Below are 16921 nucleotides of genomic sequence, written 5' to 3' on the forward strand. Positions count from 1 at the left end.
CAATGTCCATAGGTTTCGTCCTTGCACTTCTGGCCGCGCCGGCCGGAATGCCGCTCGCTTTGACGGCCCCCATGCTCTTGCCTGAGCCCACGCCTCGCGAACTGCGCGAGATACGCAAGCAAGACGTAAAGCTCGTGCGTTTGTGCCGACGCGCGCAGGGCTATCCGGACCGGCTCGATCGCTTGCAAGCGGATGTCGATACGCTCTCTCAAATCGCCGGCCGACTGTGGGATGGCACCCAAGGCTGTCGAAAAGACAGGGGGCTCGCGATTGCGGTGCAGCGTTTTGCCGTCGGCGATGGGGCGTTGCTGCTTCGCGAGGCCGAGACCGTCGATACGCTTGCCTATTATCTGTCGAAACGCGCTGATCTCGCCGATCGTGCAGAACTCGCCGAACTCGAAGGCATTTTGTGGGTGCGCGGAGATGCCTTCCGGACTGGTCTTCAGCCGAACTGGGCGCCCGAAAAATTGCGCGCTTTCATTGTGCGCGAAGATATTTGGGCGTTCTTGTCCGCGTCTGATACCAAGAAATCATGGAGTGGTCTGCAAGCGAGGCTCGAAGCCTTGCTCGACCCGCTGTCGCCGCGTTACGCCCCGGCCGAAGGGGTCGCGGTGATCGAAGCGGGGCACGAAAGTGCGGCGTGGGTTCGCGCCGCGCGCCTCCTTCTCGACGGCGCAGGGCTCCCGCGCGACGCACCGCGCGCCGAAGCGCTGCTGGTGAAGGCCGCGCCCTATGCCGACGAGGCGGGCCTGCTCCTCGCGCCGATGTTCGCCCAGCGATTGAAAAGTTCCGATGCCGCCTCCCGCGCTGCGGCGCTGCAGCAATATGCGCCTTGGTCGCGTTTAAAGGGACAGGGCGCAGCCGCAATTCGGGCCGTGCTGATTCCGCATTATCGAGCGATGCTGGCGGCTCCGGTGCGGGACGATCAGCGCGTGGCGGCCCTCGCGCTGACTGATTATGCGATCGCATATCCCGATACGGACGTCGCGGCATTGTTGCGCTGGATCGACGCAGCGCTTCGCAAAGGCGATGAGGCCGACAAGGCACTCGGCTGGCGCAACCTTGGCATGCTGACGAGCGCAAAGACGCCCGGTGCCGAGCAGGTGATGAACAACGCCTTCGCGCGTGCGGGAGGTCTTGTCGACGGCGGCACATTGAAGGCTGCGGATCTGACACGCATCATCACAAATGATGACTATCCGGCGCGGGCGATACGCGAGGAACATGAGGGGGTTGTCGAAAGCGAGGTTATCATCACCCCCGAGGGCCGCGTGCTGATGGTTGTCGTGATCCGATCGCCTGACAGGACTATCGGCGACGAGGTGCAAAAGATTGTGATGCGCCGTCTCCGCGTTAAAAATCTGCTTCCCGTCCCCGGCCGCTATGTCCGTGCCAAACTACCTCCCGTCCAGTTCCGCATCCGTCCATGCCCCGGCGAAGGAGAGATGACACCGGCCATCGAGGGCGCGCTGCTGGTCGACGGTTGGTGTATTCCACGTCCGAACTTGGAGTTTCCAATCAGCTAGTATTTTTGCCGTATAAACCCGCCATGCGGACACGCTGCCCGGCCACCCAGCCTTGACAGCGGCCGAGGCGAGCGCCCATTGCGGCGGCCGCGCGGCGAAGGAATGCCTGTTTCGCGTGATGAAGGGCTGAATGATTTGATACCGCGCACGTTGCTCGGCACCGCGCAGGTGCCCCAGGGAAGCGAACTCCGACTGTTCAGCCGCGGCGATGACTTCATCATCGCGCTCGATCGCAACGAGCTGATGAGCAGCCGGATGAGCGGATCGGAAGAGGCGCTGGCGGTGATGAGCTGCGAACGATTGCCGCGCGGCGATGCGCCCCACCTGCTCATTGGCGGATATGGCATGGGGTTTACGCTGCGCGCTGCGCTGGCCGAGCTTGGGCCAAAGGCGCGGATCAGCGTCGCCGAGCTTGTGCCTGAAATCATCGACTGGGCGCGCGGACCGATGGCCGCGATGACGGCGGGTTGCCTCGACGATCCCCGCGTTGAACTGGTGATGGACGATGTCGCGCGCGTGATCGGCGCGGCGACCGGGCGCTATGACGCGATCCTCCTCGATGTCGACAATGGCCCCGATGGTCTCACTCGTGTGGCCAATAATCGCATCTATTCGATGGCGGGCCTCGCGACGGCGCGAAGGGCGCTGAGGCCCGGGGGCATATTGGCGATATGGTCGGCCGCGGCCGATCCGCAATTTACGCGCCGGCTGGAAAGCGCGGGCTTTGCCGTCGACCCGGTCGCCGTTCGGGCGCGCAGCAACGGAAAAGGCGCAAAGCACATGATCTGGTTCGCCCGGTCGCGATAGCGGACCGCTTTCTCATCCGGCACCGCGGGTGACGCGCACAACAAGTTGACCGACATTCGCCCGCCTGCTTGATAGAGAGGGCAGGAGCCGAAGGGATCAAAATATTGGGCGCACTGACGTTTTTGGCGATCATCATCCTGTTTGTCATGCTGATGGACATGCGGGGCCGTTTGAAACGCGCCGAAGCGACGTTGGACGAAGCCGCAAAGCGCATCGGCGCGTTGCAGCGCCATGCGGGCATGCTGCCTGCCAAGGCAGGCGAGGGCGGAGCAATTGCGCCCGGGATCGCGTCTGCCGACGCCAATTTGGGCGAACCCGTTGATGCTCGCGCAAAGGCATCGGCCGCGGCGGCCAGTGCGCCGCTTCCCGCGATGGTGCAGGGTGCGGCCGAAGTCGAACCTGCCGAGGTTGCGGAGCCGGTGATTCCCGTGGCCAGACCCGAAGCCGTTGCGCCGAAGCAAGCTTCTGCTCCGCGTGAGGAAACCCCCAAAACTCCCCGCAACCTGTCGCTCCAGTTCGAAAATCTCTTCGGCAAGATGCTACCGATCTGGGCCGGCGGAATCACACTTGCGGTCGCGGGCGTGCTGATCGTTCGCTATGCGATCGACGCCGGCTTCTTCGCGCGCATCTTTACTCCCGGGGTGCAGATCGTCGCCGGACTGTTGTTCGGGCTGGGGCTGATCGGTGGCGCCGAATATGCCTGGCGAAACGAAGAAAAATTGCGCGACGTGCGCGTGCCGCAGGCGCTGGCGGGCGCCGGTATCGCGACGCTTTACGCCGCGATCATGGTTGCGGCGAATGTCTATCAACTGATTGGGCCCTTGCTGGCCTTCGCCTCGCTCGCGCTCGTTACTGCGTCAGCGCTGGGGCTGTCGCTTCGCTTTGGCAGCCCCAGCGCGCTGCTCGGTCTGGCGGGCGGTCTCGCCGCGCCGGCGCTGGTCGGGGCGGTCGCGCCCGATGTGCCGCTGCTCGCGGTCTATCTGGCGCTGACGATCGCAGGCCTCGCGGGGGTCTCGCGGATGCGGCGCTGGCCGTGGCTGGCGCTGGCGGCGTTGATCGGCGGCGCGGGCTGGGGGCTCTGGATGATCCTCGCGAACAGCGCGCTCGACGTGCTGGGTTCGCTTTCGATCGGCGGGTTCGTTCTGCTGCTCGCCATTGCGATACCGATGATGACGTTCGACGGACCGCGTGCGGCCTTGCTCCGGGCGACATCGGCTATCGTTGGCGCGCTGCAGCTCGCATTGCTCGTTGGCTATGGCGGCTTTGCGCCGCTCCATTGGGGCCTGTTCGCGCTGCTCGCTGCGGCGGCGCAGTGGCTTGCCTGGCGCGAGCGAAATTTTGCCATCGTGCCGACGATCAGCGCGGCGCTGTCGATCTTGCTCATCGCGGTGTGGCCCGATCCAACACCCTTCTGGTTCGCCCTGATCGGGCTGTCGCTGCTCGCGATCCATGCTTTGCCGCTCCTCGCGCGGCTGTGGGATGGTTCGAAAGCTCTGCTGCGCACGCTGGAATTGTGCGTGATCGCACTCGCGCTGCCGCCGCTGACAAAATGGCATATGTGGGACATGGGCGATGCGGGTCTGGCGCTGGTCGCACTGGGCGGCGCATCGCTGGTCGGCGCGGGTATCGCGCGCGGCTGGAAAGCCGGCGGCCGGGCCGCGGACAGCCGCTTTGCGTGGCTGACCGCGACCGGCGGCGCCTTGCTGGCGCTCGCGATCGTGCTGATCATGCCGCACTGGCTGGCCCCGATCGGCATCGGAATTGTCGCGGCTGCGCTGCTCTTCTTCGGCAAAGTCGCGCAGGATCGGCGCATCGAGCCGGTTGCCGCAGCCTTTGTCGGTGCGGCGATCCTCGCGCTGGCCGCTAGCCCGTCGGTATTCGACGAGCTGGCGCGGCTCTTCGATGGCGCGGACGGGGACGGGGCGCGCGCATTCCTGCGCTGGGCTGCGCTCGGCTTGATCACCGCGATTTTCGCGGTGCGGGCGGACGGCGCGATCGTCCGGCGGCTGGGTCAGGTCGCCGGCGCGTTGCTCGCCTATGGTGCGTTCGCCCAGATCATCCCCGGCTCGGCACTCATGCTGGTTCCCGCACTCGGCGGTGCGGCGGCACTCCTCGCGGCGCGCCGGGTCACGTTCGCGCGTGTCGATGGTGCTACGGCGAGTTTTGCGGTCCTTTGCCTCGGTTGGGCGGCGCTGCCGCTTGCGGCCTGGTCGACCAACGCACTGCTCTCGCTTTCGGGCGTGCCGATGCCGGTCGATGCCGCCGGATTGCCGGCCGGTCAGCTGCTGCTGCGATTGCTTGTTCCCGCCTTGCTGCTTGGCGCATCTCTATGGTGGATTCGCGGTCAGTTGCCACGCTGGTTGGTGCTTACGGGCCTCGGCGTGACCGGCCTTGTCGGGGGTATTGCGGTGCATTGCTTCTATCGCCTCGGCTTTGCCGCGGTGGCGGGTCAGGATTTCGCCGCGACCGGCATTGCGCAGCGGCTTGTCTGGGAGGCGCTGCTGATCGGCGGCGGCTGGCTCGCGATGAAGCGCGGAGCAGTGACGCTCGCGCGCCCGCTCATCCTCGCAGGAGTGGCGCATATCCTGTGGTACAGCCTGCTTCATCACAATCCACTCTGGGCCACCCAAGCCGTCGGCCCTTGGCCGTTCCTCAATTTGCTCGCGCCATTGTTCCTGCTGGCCTGGTTCGGCGTCACCCGGATCGAGCGATTGTTCCCGTCGGCGCCCGCATGGCTCGGCCGCGGCGTCCAGATTGTCACCATGCTGCTCGTCGCGGGCTTCGCCTGGGCTACCTTGCGCCAGCTGTTCCATGGCAGCCTGCTCGACGGGGCGGGGGTTGCGCCGGCCGAGAATATCCTGCGCTCGATCCTGATCCTCGCGCTCGCGATCGGTTTCCTCCTGTGGGGCATCCGTACCGGGCGTCATGACTGGCGCATCGCCTCGCTGGTGCTCATGCTCGGCGCGGTCGGAAAAGTGTTCCTGTTCGACGCCTCGGGCCTTGAGGGACTGCTCCGCATCGCGTCATTCGTCGCGCTTGGCTTCAGCCTGATCGGGATCGGCTGGCTTTACAGCCGCCAGCTGGCGCCGGGGGCGACGCCGCCATCGCCCTGAATAGGTTTGCAGCCCAATAACTTAACTGAAATTTAAGCATCGGTATTGCACGGGTCTCGACCGCTCAAAATCGCTCTGTTGGGGTGATGGCGGTCAAGGACAATCAATGATCAATCTCGCCTTGTGCATCGCTGTCGAGCACAATCCCTGGATGGTGCTGCTCGCCGTTTTCATCTGCTGTTGCGGTGCCTTTGCGATCGTGCAGATGTTCGAGCGCGCGCAGAACACGGTGGGCGCGCAGCGCGCCGGCTGGACATTTTTGACGGCGGTCGGCGCCGGCGCGACGATCTGGTGTACGCATTTCGTCGCCATGCTGGCCTATCAGGCGAAGGTCGTCGTCACGCTCGATCCGGTGCTGACCATTGCATCGTTGATCATCGCGGTTGTCGGCACCGGCCTTGGTTTCGGCGTGGCCTTGCTGCGCCGCCATGTTCTTTTTCATGCGATCGGCGGGCTAGTCGTCGGCGCCGCGATTTCGGCGATGCATTATGTCGGGATGGCCGCGTACCGCGTGGACGGAATTGTCGAATGGCGCTGGCCCTATGTGATCGCGTCGCTTGTCTGCGCGGCGCTGTTTTCGGGCGCGGCGGTCGCGATGTTGGGCACCGATCGATCGATCAAATATCGCCGTCTTGTCGGGGCTGTCTTGCTCGTCGCCGCAATCGCATTGCTGCATTTCGTGGGGATGACCGCGCTGCGGATTACGCCGCTTGCGCTCAGCCAGACACCGCTCGATCCGGGGCAGCTTCACGGGCTGGGCCTCGCGACGTCGCTCGTCGGGCTGGTGGTGATTGCTGCCGGAGTGTCGGCCGCGTTCATCGACCGGCAAACGCGGTCGGATGCGATGGAACAATTGCACCATATGGCGATGAACGACGCGCTGACGGGACTGCCGAACCGGATCAGCTTTCAGCGAAAATTGAACGACCTGATGGACAAGGCGCGTGCCACAGACGGCGAATTGGCGCTGATTGCGATAGACCTCGACCGGTTCAAGGAGGTCAACGACATCCACGGCCACAAGGCGGGGGACGATGTGCTGGTCGCCTTCGCGCGCCGCATGCGGCAGGAAGTGGGCGGGCAGGGCTTTGTCGCGCGGCTGGGCGGTGACGAGTTCGTTGCGCTGCGTCCCTATGTCGATCGCGACGAGTTGACGACGCTCGTGACCGGGCTGGATGCGGTTCTGAAGGCGCCGCTGCGCCTCGGCAGTTTCGACGCGCATTTGAGCGCGAGTATTGGTGTCGCAATCTATCCGCACGATGCGATGACTGCGGAAATGCTGATAAACAATGCCGATCTGGCGATGTACCGGGCCAAGGGATCGAGCATTTTCGGTCCCTGCTATTTCGACCCCGAACAGGATGATGCGGTTCGGGACCGGCGCGAACTGGCGAGCGACCTCCGCCACGCGATCGATACCGATCAGCTGGAGGTCCATTATCAGGTACAGGCTTCGGTCGTGTCGGGCGAAGTGACCGGGTATGAAGCGCTTTTGCGCTGGCCACATCCCGAGCGCGGCTATGTTCCGCCTGAAATCTTCATTGCCATTGCCGAGGAAAACGGCCTGATCCTGTCGCTGGGCGAATGGGTGCTGCGGCGCGCGTGCGCCGACGCAACCGGATGGGATCATCAAACAAAGGTGGCGGTCAACGTCTCGCCGATGCAGCTCGCCCATGCCGGCCTGCCACAACTCTTCCATCAGGTGATGCTCGACACCGGGCTGCCGCCGCGGCGGCTGGAAATCGAGCTGACCGAAACCGCGATCATGGCCGATCGCGATCGTGCGCTTCATGTGTTGCGCCAGATCAAGGCGCTGGGGGTCGGGGTTGCGCTCGACGATTTCGGCACCGGTTATTCATCGCTGGAAACACTGCGCGCCTTCCCGTTCGACAAGATCAAGATCGACCGGATTTTCGCGTCCGAACTCGAAAGTTCGCCTGAGGCGACCGCGATCGTTCGCGCGGTTCTGGCGCTGGGCAAAAGCCTGTCGATCCCCGTGCTGGCCGAGGGAATCGAGACAGATCAGCAACTCGAGGTATTGCAGCGCGAAGGCTGCGACGAGGCGCAGGGCTTTTTGCTCGGCTATCCGGCATCCGGGCCGGTATCGGGGCAGTCGCCGTTCGGCGATGCCAATCCGCTGCCGCAACGGGCGGGTTGCAAGCGGGTTGCCTAGGCTCCTGCAAGTTTCTGTCGTTCGCGGGCGCGGATGAACCCGTCGCGCGCCATGCAGCGCGCCAGCCACGCCCGCGTCGCTTCGCCCAACACATCGTCTGCGCCCAGCGTCGTCGCAAGGAAAGCGGCGTAGCTGATCACGATGTCGGCGGCGGTGAAGCGCCCCGCGACCAGCCATTCGCGGCCATCGCTCAAAGCCGCCTCGATGCTCTTCGCGCGGCCACCGAAAAAGGCTTTGTAATCGTCGACCGCCTGGGCGAGGCGCCGCTCCGGCGCCTCGACGCGGGTGTAACGAATCATGATCGCGAGCGGGAAGGTCAGGGTCGCGTCGCTGCGGTGGAGCCAGTTGCGCCACTCCCAATAATCGGCCTCGTCGCGGCGAACCTCCAGTGGGGTCCCCTCGGCGATGCGTTCGCAGATCGCCGCCGATTCGGTCATCAGCCGGTCACCCTCGACCCAGCCGGGTACCGTCATGAGCGGGTTAACACTGCGATATTCGGGGGCAAAGGCGCGCGGCGGGAAGGGCAGGGTCTTGAGGTCGATCCCGATGCCCGCTTCTTCGGCCGCCCACAGGCAGCGCAGCGAACGGGCGTCGGGGCAGTGGTAAAGAATCGGCAGCGTCATGCGGTGATATCCTTGGTGCGTTCGATATGCAGGCGATGCTCGCGCCACGCGATGAACAGCCCGCTCGCGATGATCAGCGGCGCGCCGATCCATGTCGTCTCGGCGGGGAAGGTGCCGAAGAAGAACCAGCCGCAGGCGATCGACCAGAGCAAAGCCGAATAATCCATCGGGATGACGACCGCGACGGGGGCGAGGCGGAGCGCGCCGGTGAGCGACATTTGCACCACCGCGCCCGAAACCCCGAGGCCTAGCAGCAGCAGCCACTCGTACATGGTATGCGAGGTGATGACGAAGGGCAGCGCGATCCCGAGCGGGACCATCGAGAGCAGGCTGAACCAGAAAACGATCGTCGTCGCATTTTCGGTGCGGCCGAGGTCGCGGACCGCAATGGTGATCAGCGCGGTCATGATCGCGCCCGACAGCGCGATTAGCGTGCCGACGCCATGCTCGCCGCTGAATCCGCCTGCGAAAATCGTGCTGGGGTCGAGCACGACGAGGACGCCGATAAAGCCGACAATCACCGCGCTCCATCGCTGGATTCCCGTGCGCTCGCCGAGCAGCAGCGCGGCGAAAATCACGGCGAAGATCGGCACCGACAGGTTGATCGTCGTCGCCTCGGCCATCGGCAGGAAGATCATCCCGCCGAAATTGCACGCCATGCCGATCAGGCCCATCGTCGCGCGGCGGGCATGGGCACCGATTCGACGGGTGTGGAGCGATGCGATGCCGCCGTGCGAGACGGCCCAGGCAAAGACGATGGGAATCACCACCGCCTGGCGCCAGAACAGGCTTTCGAGAATGTGGATGCCCGCTTCGTCGATATATTTGACCAGCACGAACATCAGCGAAAGGCTGGCCATCGCCAGCAATCGCAGGGCGATTCCGCCCAGATAATTTTGCGGCGCGGCGGAGGAGGGGGCTGCGGTCATGTGCCAATGCGCATATCAGGCCGATTGCTTGTTGCAACCTGTGATCCCTCTTGCCCCGCCCGGCCAATCGGGCTAGGGGCGCATCCGGCCTAGGGGTATAGCTCAGTTGGTAGAGCATCGGTCTCCAAAACCGAGGGTCGTAAGTTCGAGTCTTACTGCCCCTGCCAGGCCACATGAACAGAGGCCACGTCCTCGCCCGCGCGTGTCGCGGGTTACAGGTCCGGGACGGCCCGGCAGCCCGATGCAAAGGAGGCTGTTTATGGCTTGGATCTATCTCACAATCGCTGGTGTGCTCGAAATCGTCTGGGCCTTTTCGATGAAACAATCGGAAGGCTTTACGAAGCTGGTGCCGTCGCTCGTCACCTTGGTGACGATGGTCGCGAGTTTTGCGCTACTGTCGCTGTCGATGAAGTCGCTGCCGCTGGGCACCGCTTATACGATCTGGACCGGGATTGGCGCGGTTGGCGCCTTTGTGGTCGGCATTCTTGTGCTCGGTGAACAAGCGAATGCGATGCGGATCGGCGCTGCGGTGCTGATCGTCAGCGGTCTCGTGCTCATGAAAATCTCGTCGCCGGCCTGACCTGCGCAAAATAGCGAGCGAGGCCACGTCCTCCCCTGCGCTTGTCCGCAGGCTCAAGCCCGGGACGGCCCGGCTCCATGAAACAGGGGAGCCGTCATGCCGACGCCGTCCATTCCGTCATCCGCGACCGCTATCGCCGAACCCGCGTCGTTTGTGCTGCTCGACTATCTGCCGATCCTGATTTTCCTGGGAGTCGCGCTGATCCTGTCGGCGCTGTTCGTATTTCTCCCGATGGCGGTGTCGCGATTGACCGGCACCCACGCGCCCGATCCCGAAAAGACATCCGAATATGAATGCGGCTTTCCTGCCTTCGAAGCGCCGCGCGCGCAGTTCGACGTGCGATTCTATCTCGTCGCGATCCTGTTCATCATCTTCGATCTCGAGGCCGCTTTTCTGTTTCCGTGGGCAGTGACGGTGACCGACCTCGGGTGGGAAGCGTGGGGCGCGATGATGGTGTTTCTTGGCATATTGACCGTCGGTTTCATCTATGAATGGAAGAAGGGCGCGCTCGATTGGGAATAGGACCGGCCTATCGCGTTGACACATCTGTCAATAGCTGAGAGCTTGGTGCTTCCTGTGGGAGCTTTGTATTTTGGCCAACACCGTCCCGTCATTGGCCGAACCCCCGGTTTTGCGGCCGCGCACCGTGGCGGCCTATGCGGCGACTGCGGGGCCGACTGTTATCCTCGGCCTGCCGTTCAGCGTCTATCTGCCGCCCTATATTGCCGAGGGCGGGGTGATCGCGGTGGCGCTGGTCGGGCTGCTCTTCTCCTTCACCACCATATGGGACGGCATCGTCGATCCGTTGATCGGGACGATGATTGACCGGGTGGGGACGGGGGTCGGCGCGCACCGGCGCTGGATGCTGCGCGCGCTTTTGCCACTGCTGTTGCTGCTCCTCGTCATCGTAACGCTCGGCGACAGGCTGCCTTTTGCGGCGCTGTTTGTCGTGATGATCCTCTTTTATTCGAGCTTCAGCCTTTATGATGTTGCGCAGTTGTCGTGGGGCTCGGCGCTGGTGCGCACCCCGGCCGAAAGTGCCTTGCTCTATGGCGCGCGCGACTGGTTTTCGAAAATCGCGCTGATCGTCGCTTTCGCCGCGCCCGCAGCCGCGCAGTTCCTGATGCCCGATATCAGCCTGCATGGGCGGATCATGGCCTATGCCAGCATCTTCCTCGTCATGGCGCCCGTCGCGCTATTCGCGATCCGCCGCGTGCCGCCGCGCCCCGTGATTGCCGCGCCGGGAATCGGTTGGCGACAAGAGATTCGCGCCTCGCTATCCTTTCCGCCGCTGATGCTGTTGCTGGGGGTGCAATTCCTCAACAGCTTCGCCTTCGGGGCGCTGACCTCGCTTTTCATTTTCTTTGCCGCCGCGGTGCTCGGCCTCGACACGCAAAGTGCATTGCTGCTGTTCGCGAGTTTCATTGGCGGGGCGATCGCCTCGCCGGTGTGGACGTGGCTGGCGCGGCGCTATGGCAAGCCATCCATGATGATCGCGATGGGGGTGCTGATCTCTGTTCTGCTGGTCGCGACGTTGGCGCAGCAGCCGCGCGGCTTTGGGCAGGCGGCCGGATTTTCGCTGATGCTGGGGACCGGGTTCGTCGGGCTGCTTTTCACATACTCGATGCTCGCGGACCTGATTCCGCGCGACGCCGGGCGGTGCGGGCGCAACCGCTCGGCCTTTCTGTTCGCGCTTTTGAACCTGATGCAGAAGTTCGGTGTCGCCGCCGCCATCGCGGTCAGCTATGCGTTGCTCGATCTTGTCGGCTTCGATCCGAAGAATGGCGAAGCGTCGGCGCGCGAACTCCATTTGCTGTTCGCGCTCCTGCCGTCGGCGGCTTGGGCGATCATGATCATCCTGCTCGTCGCGATGCGGCGGCATATGCCGACCATCGCGCCCCGCCTTTGACTTGCAATCGCTGCGCTGCCCAAGTAAAGGCCGCCCATTCGGACAGATGCGCCGTTTTTCTTCCGCCTTTCGCCGACCTGCTCGGGGAGGGTGGGCGGACTATTGCCCGAAGCGCGCTTGACGCGCGGGGGGCGGTGACCCATCTGAACGATTATTGGACGCTTACGAGGACAGGACGAACGACATGGCCAAGACCAGCATCGGCGAATTCGTCAATCAGGTGAAGACCGAAGCCGGCAAGATCGTATGGCCCACGGGTCGCGAGACCGTGCAAACGACGATTCTGGTGCTGATCATGACGACGATCCTGTCGCTGTTCTTCGTGGGTATCGATACGGTTTTCAACGCGATCGTCAGCTGGCTGACGTCGCTCGCGCGCTGATCAGCGCGATAATTCAGACAGGACAGGCATAGACATGGCGCGCTGGTACATCATTCACGCCTATTCGGGTTTCGAGAACAAGGTGCGCGATTCGGTGCTCGCCGAAGCTGAGCGCATGGGGCTGACCCAGCTCGTCGAAGCGGTCGAAGTGCCCGTCGAGACGGTCACCGAGGTGAAACGCGGCAAAAAGGTGCAGGCCGAACGTAAATTCTTCCCCGGCTATGTCCTCGCCAAGCTGACGATGACCGACGATGTTTATCACCTGGTGAAGAACACGCCGAAGGTCACGGGCTTCCTTGGCTCGATGGGCAAGCCGCAGGCGATCAGCGAAGCCGAAGCCGCGCGCATCCTGAACAGCAAGGAAGAGGCTGCTGCCCGTCCGAAGCAGGAAATTCGCGTCGATTACGAAATCGGCGATCAGGTCAAGGTGCTCGACGGTCCCTTCGCCAGCTTCAACGGGCTGGTCGAGGAACTCGACTTCGAAAAGGCGCGCGTCAAGGTCAGCGTTTCGATCTTTGGCCGCGCGACCCCGGTCGAGCTCGACTTCGAGCAGGTCGAACGCATGAAATAAGACGCGTCGCCCCGGCGAAAGCCGGGGCCGCAGGCGGTCTTCGGATTTGCCAGCGATCCCGGCTTTCACCGGGATGACGAAGCGGGGGCAAACCGACATCGTGACTGCGCTGACTCCAGAAGAAATTCAGGCGCGCATCGATCGCGCCCGCGCGATCAACGCCAGCGTCGCGGTCGAAAAGGTCGTTGGCGCGGTGTCGCGACTTTTCGATCTCGAACCCGCGGGCGAGCCCGACGAATTCCACTTTCCGGCGCTCGCCACGACATCGCGCGAGCGCATCTTCGGTGGGCAGGTGATCGCGCAGGCGATGGTTGCAGCAGCGCGAACCGTCGATCCTGACAAGCAGATCCATTCGCTTCACGCCTATTTCCTGCGCGGCGGTGACGAGACGAAGCCGCTGCATTTTCGCGTCCACCGCGATTTTGACGGACGCAGCTTTTCCAATCGTCGTGTCGTCGTGCGGCAGGACGGCAAGGTGATCTTCAACCTTACAGCCTCTTTTCAGGTGCCGACCGGGGGGCTGTCGCATCAGGTGTCGATGCCCGACCTGTTGCCGCCCGAGGAGTGCCGCGATTTCCTCGAGACGATCGCCGCCGATCCGCACGTCTCGGAGCAGGCGTTCGACCATATGGCGCGGCGCCGTCCGTTCGAGCTGCGCAACCATCGTCCGCCCGCCTCGGCAAAGGCGACCCGGCATTATCAATGGTTCCGCGTCGCCGCGCCGGTCGGCGACGATCCGCTGATCCATCGCGCCTTCCTCGCCTTTGCGTCGGATATGGGGCTCTTGTCCTCGGCGATGCTGCCGCATGGTCTGAACTGGTCGACGCCGGGCCTGTTTTCGACGAGTCTCGACCATGCGATGTGGTTTCATGGCGAGGTTCGTGTCGACGAGTGGTTCGTCTTTGTGATGGACAGCGACTGGACGGGCAGCAGCCGCGGTATCAACCGCGGGTCAATCTATCGGCAGGATGGCACGTTGATCGCCTCTGCGGTGCAGGAAGGGCTGTTGCGGCTGACGCCGCCTGCCTGAGGCGCCAATATCCTTGCTTTGCCGTCCATTTGGCGCTAACGGCGCCGCTTCGCATCAGATACGGGTGTGATTCCGCGCGGGAGGAAGGGGTGATGCCCTTCTGTTCGACCGCTTATTTTGAGGCTCGATGGAAACAGCGGGCCAATAGATTGAAAGGAGGCCATCATGGCCAAGAAGATTAGCGGCTATATCAAGCTGCAAGTTCCGGCAGGGACCGCAAACCCCTCGCCGCCGCTCGGGCCGGCACTCGGCCAGCGTGGCGTGAACATCATGGAATTCTGCAAGGCGTTCAACGCTGCGACCGGCGAAATGGAAAAGGGTACGCCTACCCCGACCATCATCACCGTCTTCGCCGACAAGAGCTTCACCTTCGTCACCAAGACGCCCCCGGCGACTTACCTGATCAAGAAGGCCGCGAACCTGAAGTCGGGTTCGAAGGAGCCCGGCAAGATCAGTGGTGGCAAGATCGCGCGCTCGCAGCTCGCCGAAATCGCCCAGATCAAGATGAAGGATCTGAACGCCAACGACATCGAACAGGCGACGAAGATCATCGAGGGCAGCGCGCGCTCGATGGGCCTCGAAGTAACGGAGGGCTGAACCGATGGCAAAGCTGACCAAGAAGCTCAAGGCCCTCGAGGGCAAGGTTGACGCGCTGAAGCTTCACGCTGTCGACGAAGCGATCAAGACCGTTCGCGAACTGGCCTCGGCCAAGTTTGACGAATCGCTCGAAGTTGCGATCAACCTGGGTGTCGATCCGCGCCACGCCGACCAGATGGTCCGCGGCGTTGTGACGCTGCCCGCCGGTACCGGCAAGGACGTCAAGGTCGCCGTGTTCGCACGCGGCGAAAACGCCGAAAAGGCGCTGGCCGCCGGCGCCGACAAGGTTGGTGCCGAAGACCTGATGGAAGACATGCTCGCGGGTAACCTCGACTATGGCCGCGTCATCGCGACGCCGGACATGATGGGCATCGTCGGCCGCCTCGGCAAGACGCTGGGTCCGAAGGGCCTGATGCCGAACCCGAAGCTGGGCACCGTGACCCCGAACGTCGCCGAAGCCGTGAAGGCCGCCAAGGGCGGTCAGATCGAGTTCCGCGTCGAAAAGGCCGGTATCATCCATGCTGGCCTCGGCAAGCTGTCGTTCGGTGAAGAGAAGCTTCGCCAGAACTTCGACGCTTTCGTCGATGCGATCATCAAGTCGAAGCCGGCTGGCGCGAAGGGCAAATATGTCCGCAAGATCGCGCTGTCGTCGTCGATGGGCCCGGGTGTGAAGGTCGACACGACCGACGTCGCCGGCGTCTGATCTCGATCCGCACAGATTCAGGGAAGGGCCGGGGGAAACTCCGGCCCTTTTCTTGTGCGGCTTCGCGAATTGCGAAGCCAGGGTCTGGCTGGTTTGGCAGCGACCCCCTCGGCCAGCGGACATTCCCGATGCGCGTCAGCTGGGGCGAATGGGCTCAACCCGCCCATTGGCCAATCGCCAAATCATGTCCTGCGGAACGGGCAAGCCGAGGGCGTCATCTTGGGCCAGCCCAAGGCTCCGCGAATGAGACGTCCTGTTAATCCATGCGAGACGGCCAGTACGACGCCTTGCAAGCTATCCAGCCATTGAGTCACGCGCGCCATGGCAGCATCGTAGCTTTCACCATCAGGTGATCGGAAAAACCAGTCGAACGGGGTCGTTTCGTCTAACCTGCCAGGCCACTGGGCGTCTATGTCCATATGGGTAAGACCGTCCCACGAACCAACCGAAACCTCGGCAATGAGAGGCTCCCACTGTGGTTCCGGAAATTTTCCAAAGCTTTTGATAATGGCTGTGGTTTCGCGCACTCGGCCCAACGGACTTGCTACCAGCGCATCTATATCGGCCGGGACTGCGGCAAGGTGCCTTCCGTATGCAGCTGCCTGTTCCGCCCCCCTTTCTGTAAGGCGAGAGTCCAGCTTTCCCTGGAAGCGGCCAGAGGCGTTCCACTCGGTTTCGCCATGCCGAACCAGATAGATTTCCTTATGTGACGACATAGCCACGAATGCCTCCAACTTCTGGTTCCGGTACTCTTGCCAAGGCTGCCCTTCGGCGGCCACTGCCATCCTCCGGCCATTCGTTACCTCGGATCAAGTCCGGGATGACGAGGTCGTGAAGGAAAAGCGTCCGGCTGGGTTCGAGCAAGGGCTTTTGCCGCGACGGGCGATCAGCGAAACTCGATCAGATCCCATTTGTTGCCGTAAAGGTCGAGGAACACCGCGACGGTGCCATAATCGGCCTCGACCGGTTCGCGTTCGATCCTGACGCCTTTGTCGAGCAGGCGCTGATAGTCGCGCCGGAAATCGTCGGTTTGCAGGAACAGGAAGACTCGTCCGCCCGCCTGATCGCCGATGAATTTGACCTGCTCTTCATGGCTTGCGCGGGCGAGCAGGATCGTTGCACCGCCATCGGGGTTGCCGGGCGGGGCGACGAGCACCCAACGCTTGTCCTGTTCGGGCTGATACTGGTCGGCGACGAGGGTGAAGCCGAGGGTGCCGACGTAGAATTCAATCGCTTCGTCATAGTCGCGGACGACCAGCGCGATGTGCGCAAGCGACTGGCGTACCAGGCTCATTCCCGCAAACCCCGCAGCGCCGCGCCCGCCGCAAACGGCCCGATCACTGTCAGCAACAAACTCGTCGCGCCGAGCAACTTGATTGCGCCGCGTCCTGACGGATCGAGCATTCCGGCTCCGAAGATCAGCATCGGCACCGCGAGCGGCAGGATCAACAGCCCGCCGATCGCGCTGCCGCCCTTGAGGTTGGCGGTCAGCGCCGCACTCAGCACTGCGAGTGAGGCGAGCGCGGGGATGGTGATAGCGAGGCCCGCCGCGAGTATCTCGACCCGCGCCATGTCCTGCGCGAGCAACGCCGCAGCGGGCGGCAGTGCGATCAACAGCGGCAGGCCGAAACCGATCGCGTGAGCTGCGATCTTGACCGCAGCGATCACCTCGTCGGATATTCCTCGCACCGCGAGCTGGTCGAGCACCCCCGCATCGAGGTCGGGGCGCACCAGCCGGTCGATCGGCAGCAATGCCGCGAGCAATGCCGCGACCCAGATCATCCCGCCGCCGGTCCGCGCGAGCAGCGGTGCGTCCGGCCCGACCGCAAAGGGAAAGGCTGTCGCGACGAGCAGGAAGAACAGCACCGGCAACCACAGCGCGCCGCTGCCCCACGCGCGGCGCAGGTCGCGCCAGAAGAGGGCGATCAGCGCGGTCACTTCGCTTCCCCGGGATCGCGATGACGAACTTTGGGGGCCA

Annotated in this window: 17 protein-coding genes and 1 tRNA gene; 13 read left to right on the forward strand and 5 right to left on the reverse strand. The window is 63.6% G+C overall.

Annotated elements, in window-relative coordinates:
* The first annotated feature begins 71 nt into the window (after nucleotides 1–71).
* The 4 genes from AC1RRJ_RS10505 to AC1RRJ_RS10520 all read left to right on the forward strand — a co-directional run bounded on the left by AC1RRJ_RS10505 (nucleotide 72) and on the right by AC1RRJ_RS10520 (nucleotide 7619).
* A complete protein-coding gene (locus AC1RRJ_RS10505; protein WP_493122357.1) occupies nucleotides 72–1526 on the forward strand; it encodes an energy transducer TonB in 1455 nt (484 codons plus the stop codon).
* Between the two features lie 135 nt (nucleotides 1527–1661).
* The gene (locus tag AC1RRJ_RS10510; RefSeq protein WP_493123038.1) at nucleotides 1662–2333 is read left to right on the forward strand and encodes a spermidine synthase; all 672 of its coding nucleotides are present in this window, start codon (nucleotides 1662–1664) and stop codon (nucleotides 2331–2333) included.
* A gap of 104 nt (nucleotides 2334–2437) precedes the next feature.
* On the forward strand, nucleotides 2438–5446 hold the full coding sequence (locus tag AC1RRJ_RS10515) for a DUF2339 domain-containing protein (protein ID WP_493122359.1): 3009 nt from the start codon (nucleotides 2438–2440) through the stop codon (nucleotides 5444–5446).
* Between the two features lie 106 nt (nucleotides 5447–5552).
* A complete protein-coding gene (locus AC1RRJ_RS10520) occupies nucleotides 5553–7619 on the forward strand; it encodes a putative bifunctional diguanylate cyclase/phosphodiesterase (protein WP_493122361.1) in 2067 nt (688 codons plus the stop codon).
* On the opposite strand, the gene AC1RRJ_RS10525 is transcribed toward AC1RRJ_RS10520, so the two are convergent.
* Together AC1RRJ_RS10525 and AC1RRJ_RS10530 are read right to left on the reverse strand one after the other, a co-directional pair.
* On the reverse strand, nucleotides 7616–8242 hold the full coding sequence (locus AC1RRJ_RS10525) for a glutathione S-transferase family protein (protein ID WP_493122363.1): 627 nt from the start codon (nucleotides 8240–8242) through the stop codon (nucleotides 7616–7618). The two genes, AC1RRJ_RS10520 and AC1RRJ_RS10525, sit on opposite strands and share 4 nt — an antisense overlap.
* Nucleotides 8239–9171: a DMT family transporter gene (locus AC1RRJ_RS10530; RefSeq protein ID WP_493122365.1), complete on the reverse strand. Its 933-nt coding sequence runs from the start codon at nucleotides 9169–9171 to the stop codon at nucleotides 8239–8241. Before AC1RRJ_RS10530 ends, AC1RRJ_RS10525 begins: the two co-directional genes overlap by 4 nt.
* Nucleotides 9172–9262: 91 nt before the next feature.
* On the opposite strand from AC1RRJ_RS10530, the gene AC1RRJ_RS10535 reads away from it, so the two are divergent.
* From AC1RRJ_RS10535 to rplA, 9 genes are all read left to right on the forward strand, one after another.
* Nucleotides 9263–9338, forward strand: a tRNA-Trp gene (locus AC1RRJ_RS10535).
* 92 nt (nucleotides 9339–9430) lie between these two features.
* A complete protein-coding gene (locus tag AC1RRJ_RS10540) occupies nucleotides 9431–9751 on the forward strand; it encodes a DMT family transporter (protein WP_088471589.1) in 321 nt (106 codons plus the stop codon).
* Nucleotides 9752–9847: 96 nt separating this feature from the next.
* On the forward strand, nucleotides 9848–10273 hold the full coding sequence (locus tag AC1RRJ_RS10545; RefSeq protein ID WP_493122367.1) for an NADH-quinone oxidoreductase subunit A: 426 nt from the start codon (nucleotides 9848–9850) through the stop codon (nucleotides 10271–10273).
* A 70-nt stretch (nucleotides 10274–10343) separates the two neighbouring features.
* Complete coding sequence (locus AC1RRJ_RS10550; protein WP_493122369.1) at nucleotides 10344–11660, forward strand: MFS transporter; 1317 nt, start codon at nucleotides 10344–10346, stop codon at nucleotides 11658–11660.
* A 184-nt stretch (nucleotides 11661–11844) separates the two neighbouring features.
* Nucleotides 11845–12042: a preprotein translocase subunit SecE gene (secE, locus tag AC1RRJ_RS10555; RefSeq protein ID WP_493122371.1), complete on the forward strand. Its 198-nt coding sequence runs from the start codon at nucleotides 11845–11847 to the stop codon at nucleotides 12040–12042.
* A 34-nt stretch (nucleotides 12043–12076) separates the two neighbouring features.
* Complete coding sequence (gene nusG, locus AC1RRJ_RS10560) at nucleotides 12077–12613, forward strand: transcription termination/antitermination protein NusG (protein WP_088471585.1); 537 nt, start codon at nucleotides 12077–12079, stop codon at nucleotides 12611–12613.
* Nucleotides 12614–12686: 73 nt separating this feature from the next.
* Nucleotides 12687–13643: an acyl-CoA thioesterase gene (locus tag AC1RRJ_RS10565; protein ID WP_493122374.1), complete on the forward strand. Its 957-nt coding sequence runs from the start codon at nucleotides 12687–12689 to the stop codon at nucleotides 13641–13643.
* A gap of 165 nt (nucleotides 13644–13808) precedes the next feature.
* The gene (gene rplK / locus AC1RRJ_RS10570) at nucleotides 13809–14240 is read left to right on the forward strand and encodes a 50S ribosomal protein L11 (protein WP_088471583.1); all 432 of its coding nucleotides are present in this window, start codon (nucleotides 13809–13811) and stop codon (nucleotides 14238–14240) included.
* Between the two features lie 4 nt (nucleotides 14241–14244).
* Complete coding sequence (gene rplA, locus AC1RRJ_RS10575) at nucleotides 14245–14943, forward strand: 50S ribosomal protein L1 (protein WP_493122376.1); 699 nt, start codon at nucleotides 14245–14247, stop codon at nucleotides 14941–14943.
* Between the two features lie 182 nt (nucleotides 14944–15125).
* Here rplA and AC1RRJ_RS10580 read toward each other — a convergent pair whose 3' ends face one another.
* The 3 genes from AC1RRJ_RS10580 to AC1RRJ_RS10590 form a co-directional block, all read right to left on the reverse strand.
* Nucleotides 15126–15728, reverse strand: a complete 603-nt coding sequence (locus tag AC1RRJ_RS10580) for a histidine phosphatase family protein (protein WP_493122378.1) — start codon at nucleotides 15726–15728, stop codon at nucleotides 15126–15128.
* A 101-nt stretch (nucleotides 15729–15829) separates the two neighbouring features.
* Nucleotides 15830–16237: a VOC family protein gene (locus AC1RRJ_RS10585; RefSeq protein WP_493122380.1), complete on the reverse strand. Its 408-nt coding sequence runs from the start codon at nucleotides 16235–16237 to the stop codon at nucleotides 15830–15832.
* A complete protein-coding gene (locus AC1RRJ_RS10590) occupies nucleotides 16234–16881 on the reverse strand; it encodes a heme exporter protein CcmB (RefSeq protein ID WP_493122382.1) in 648 nt (215 codons plus the stop codon). The genes AC1RRJ_RS10585 and AC1RRJ_RS10590 overlap by 4 nt, the downstream gene beginning before the upstream one ends.
* Nucleotides 16882–16921: the final 40 nt, after the last annotated feature.

It is taken from the genome of Sphingopyxis sp. GW821-FHT12C06, assembly GCF_058807415.1.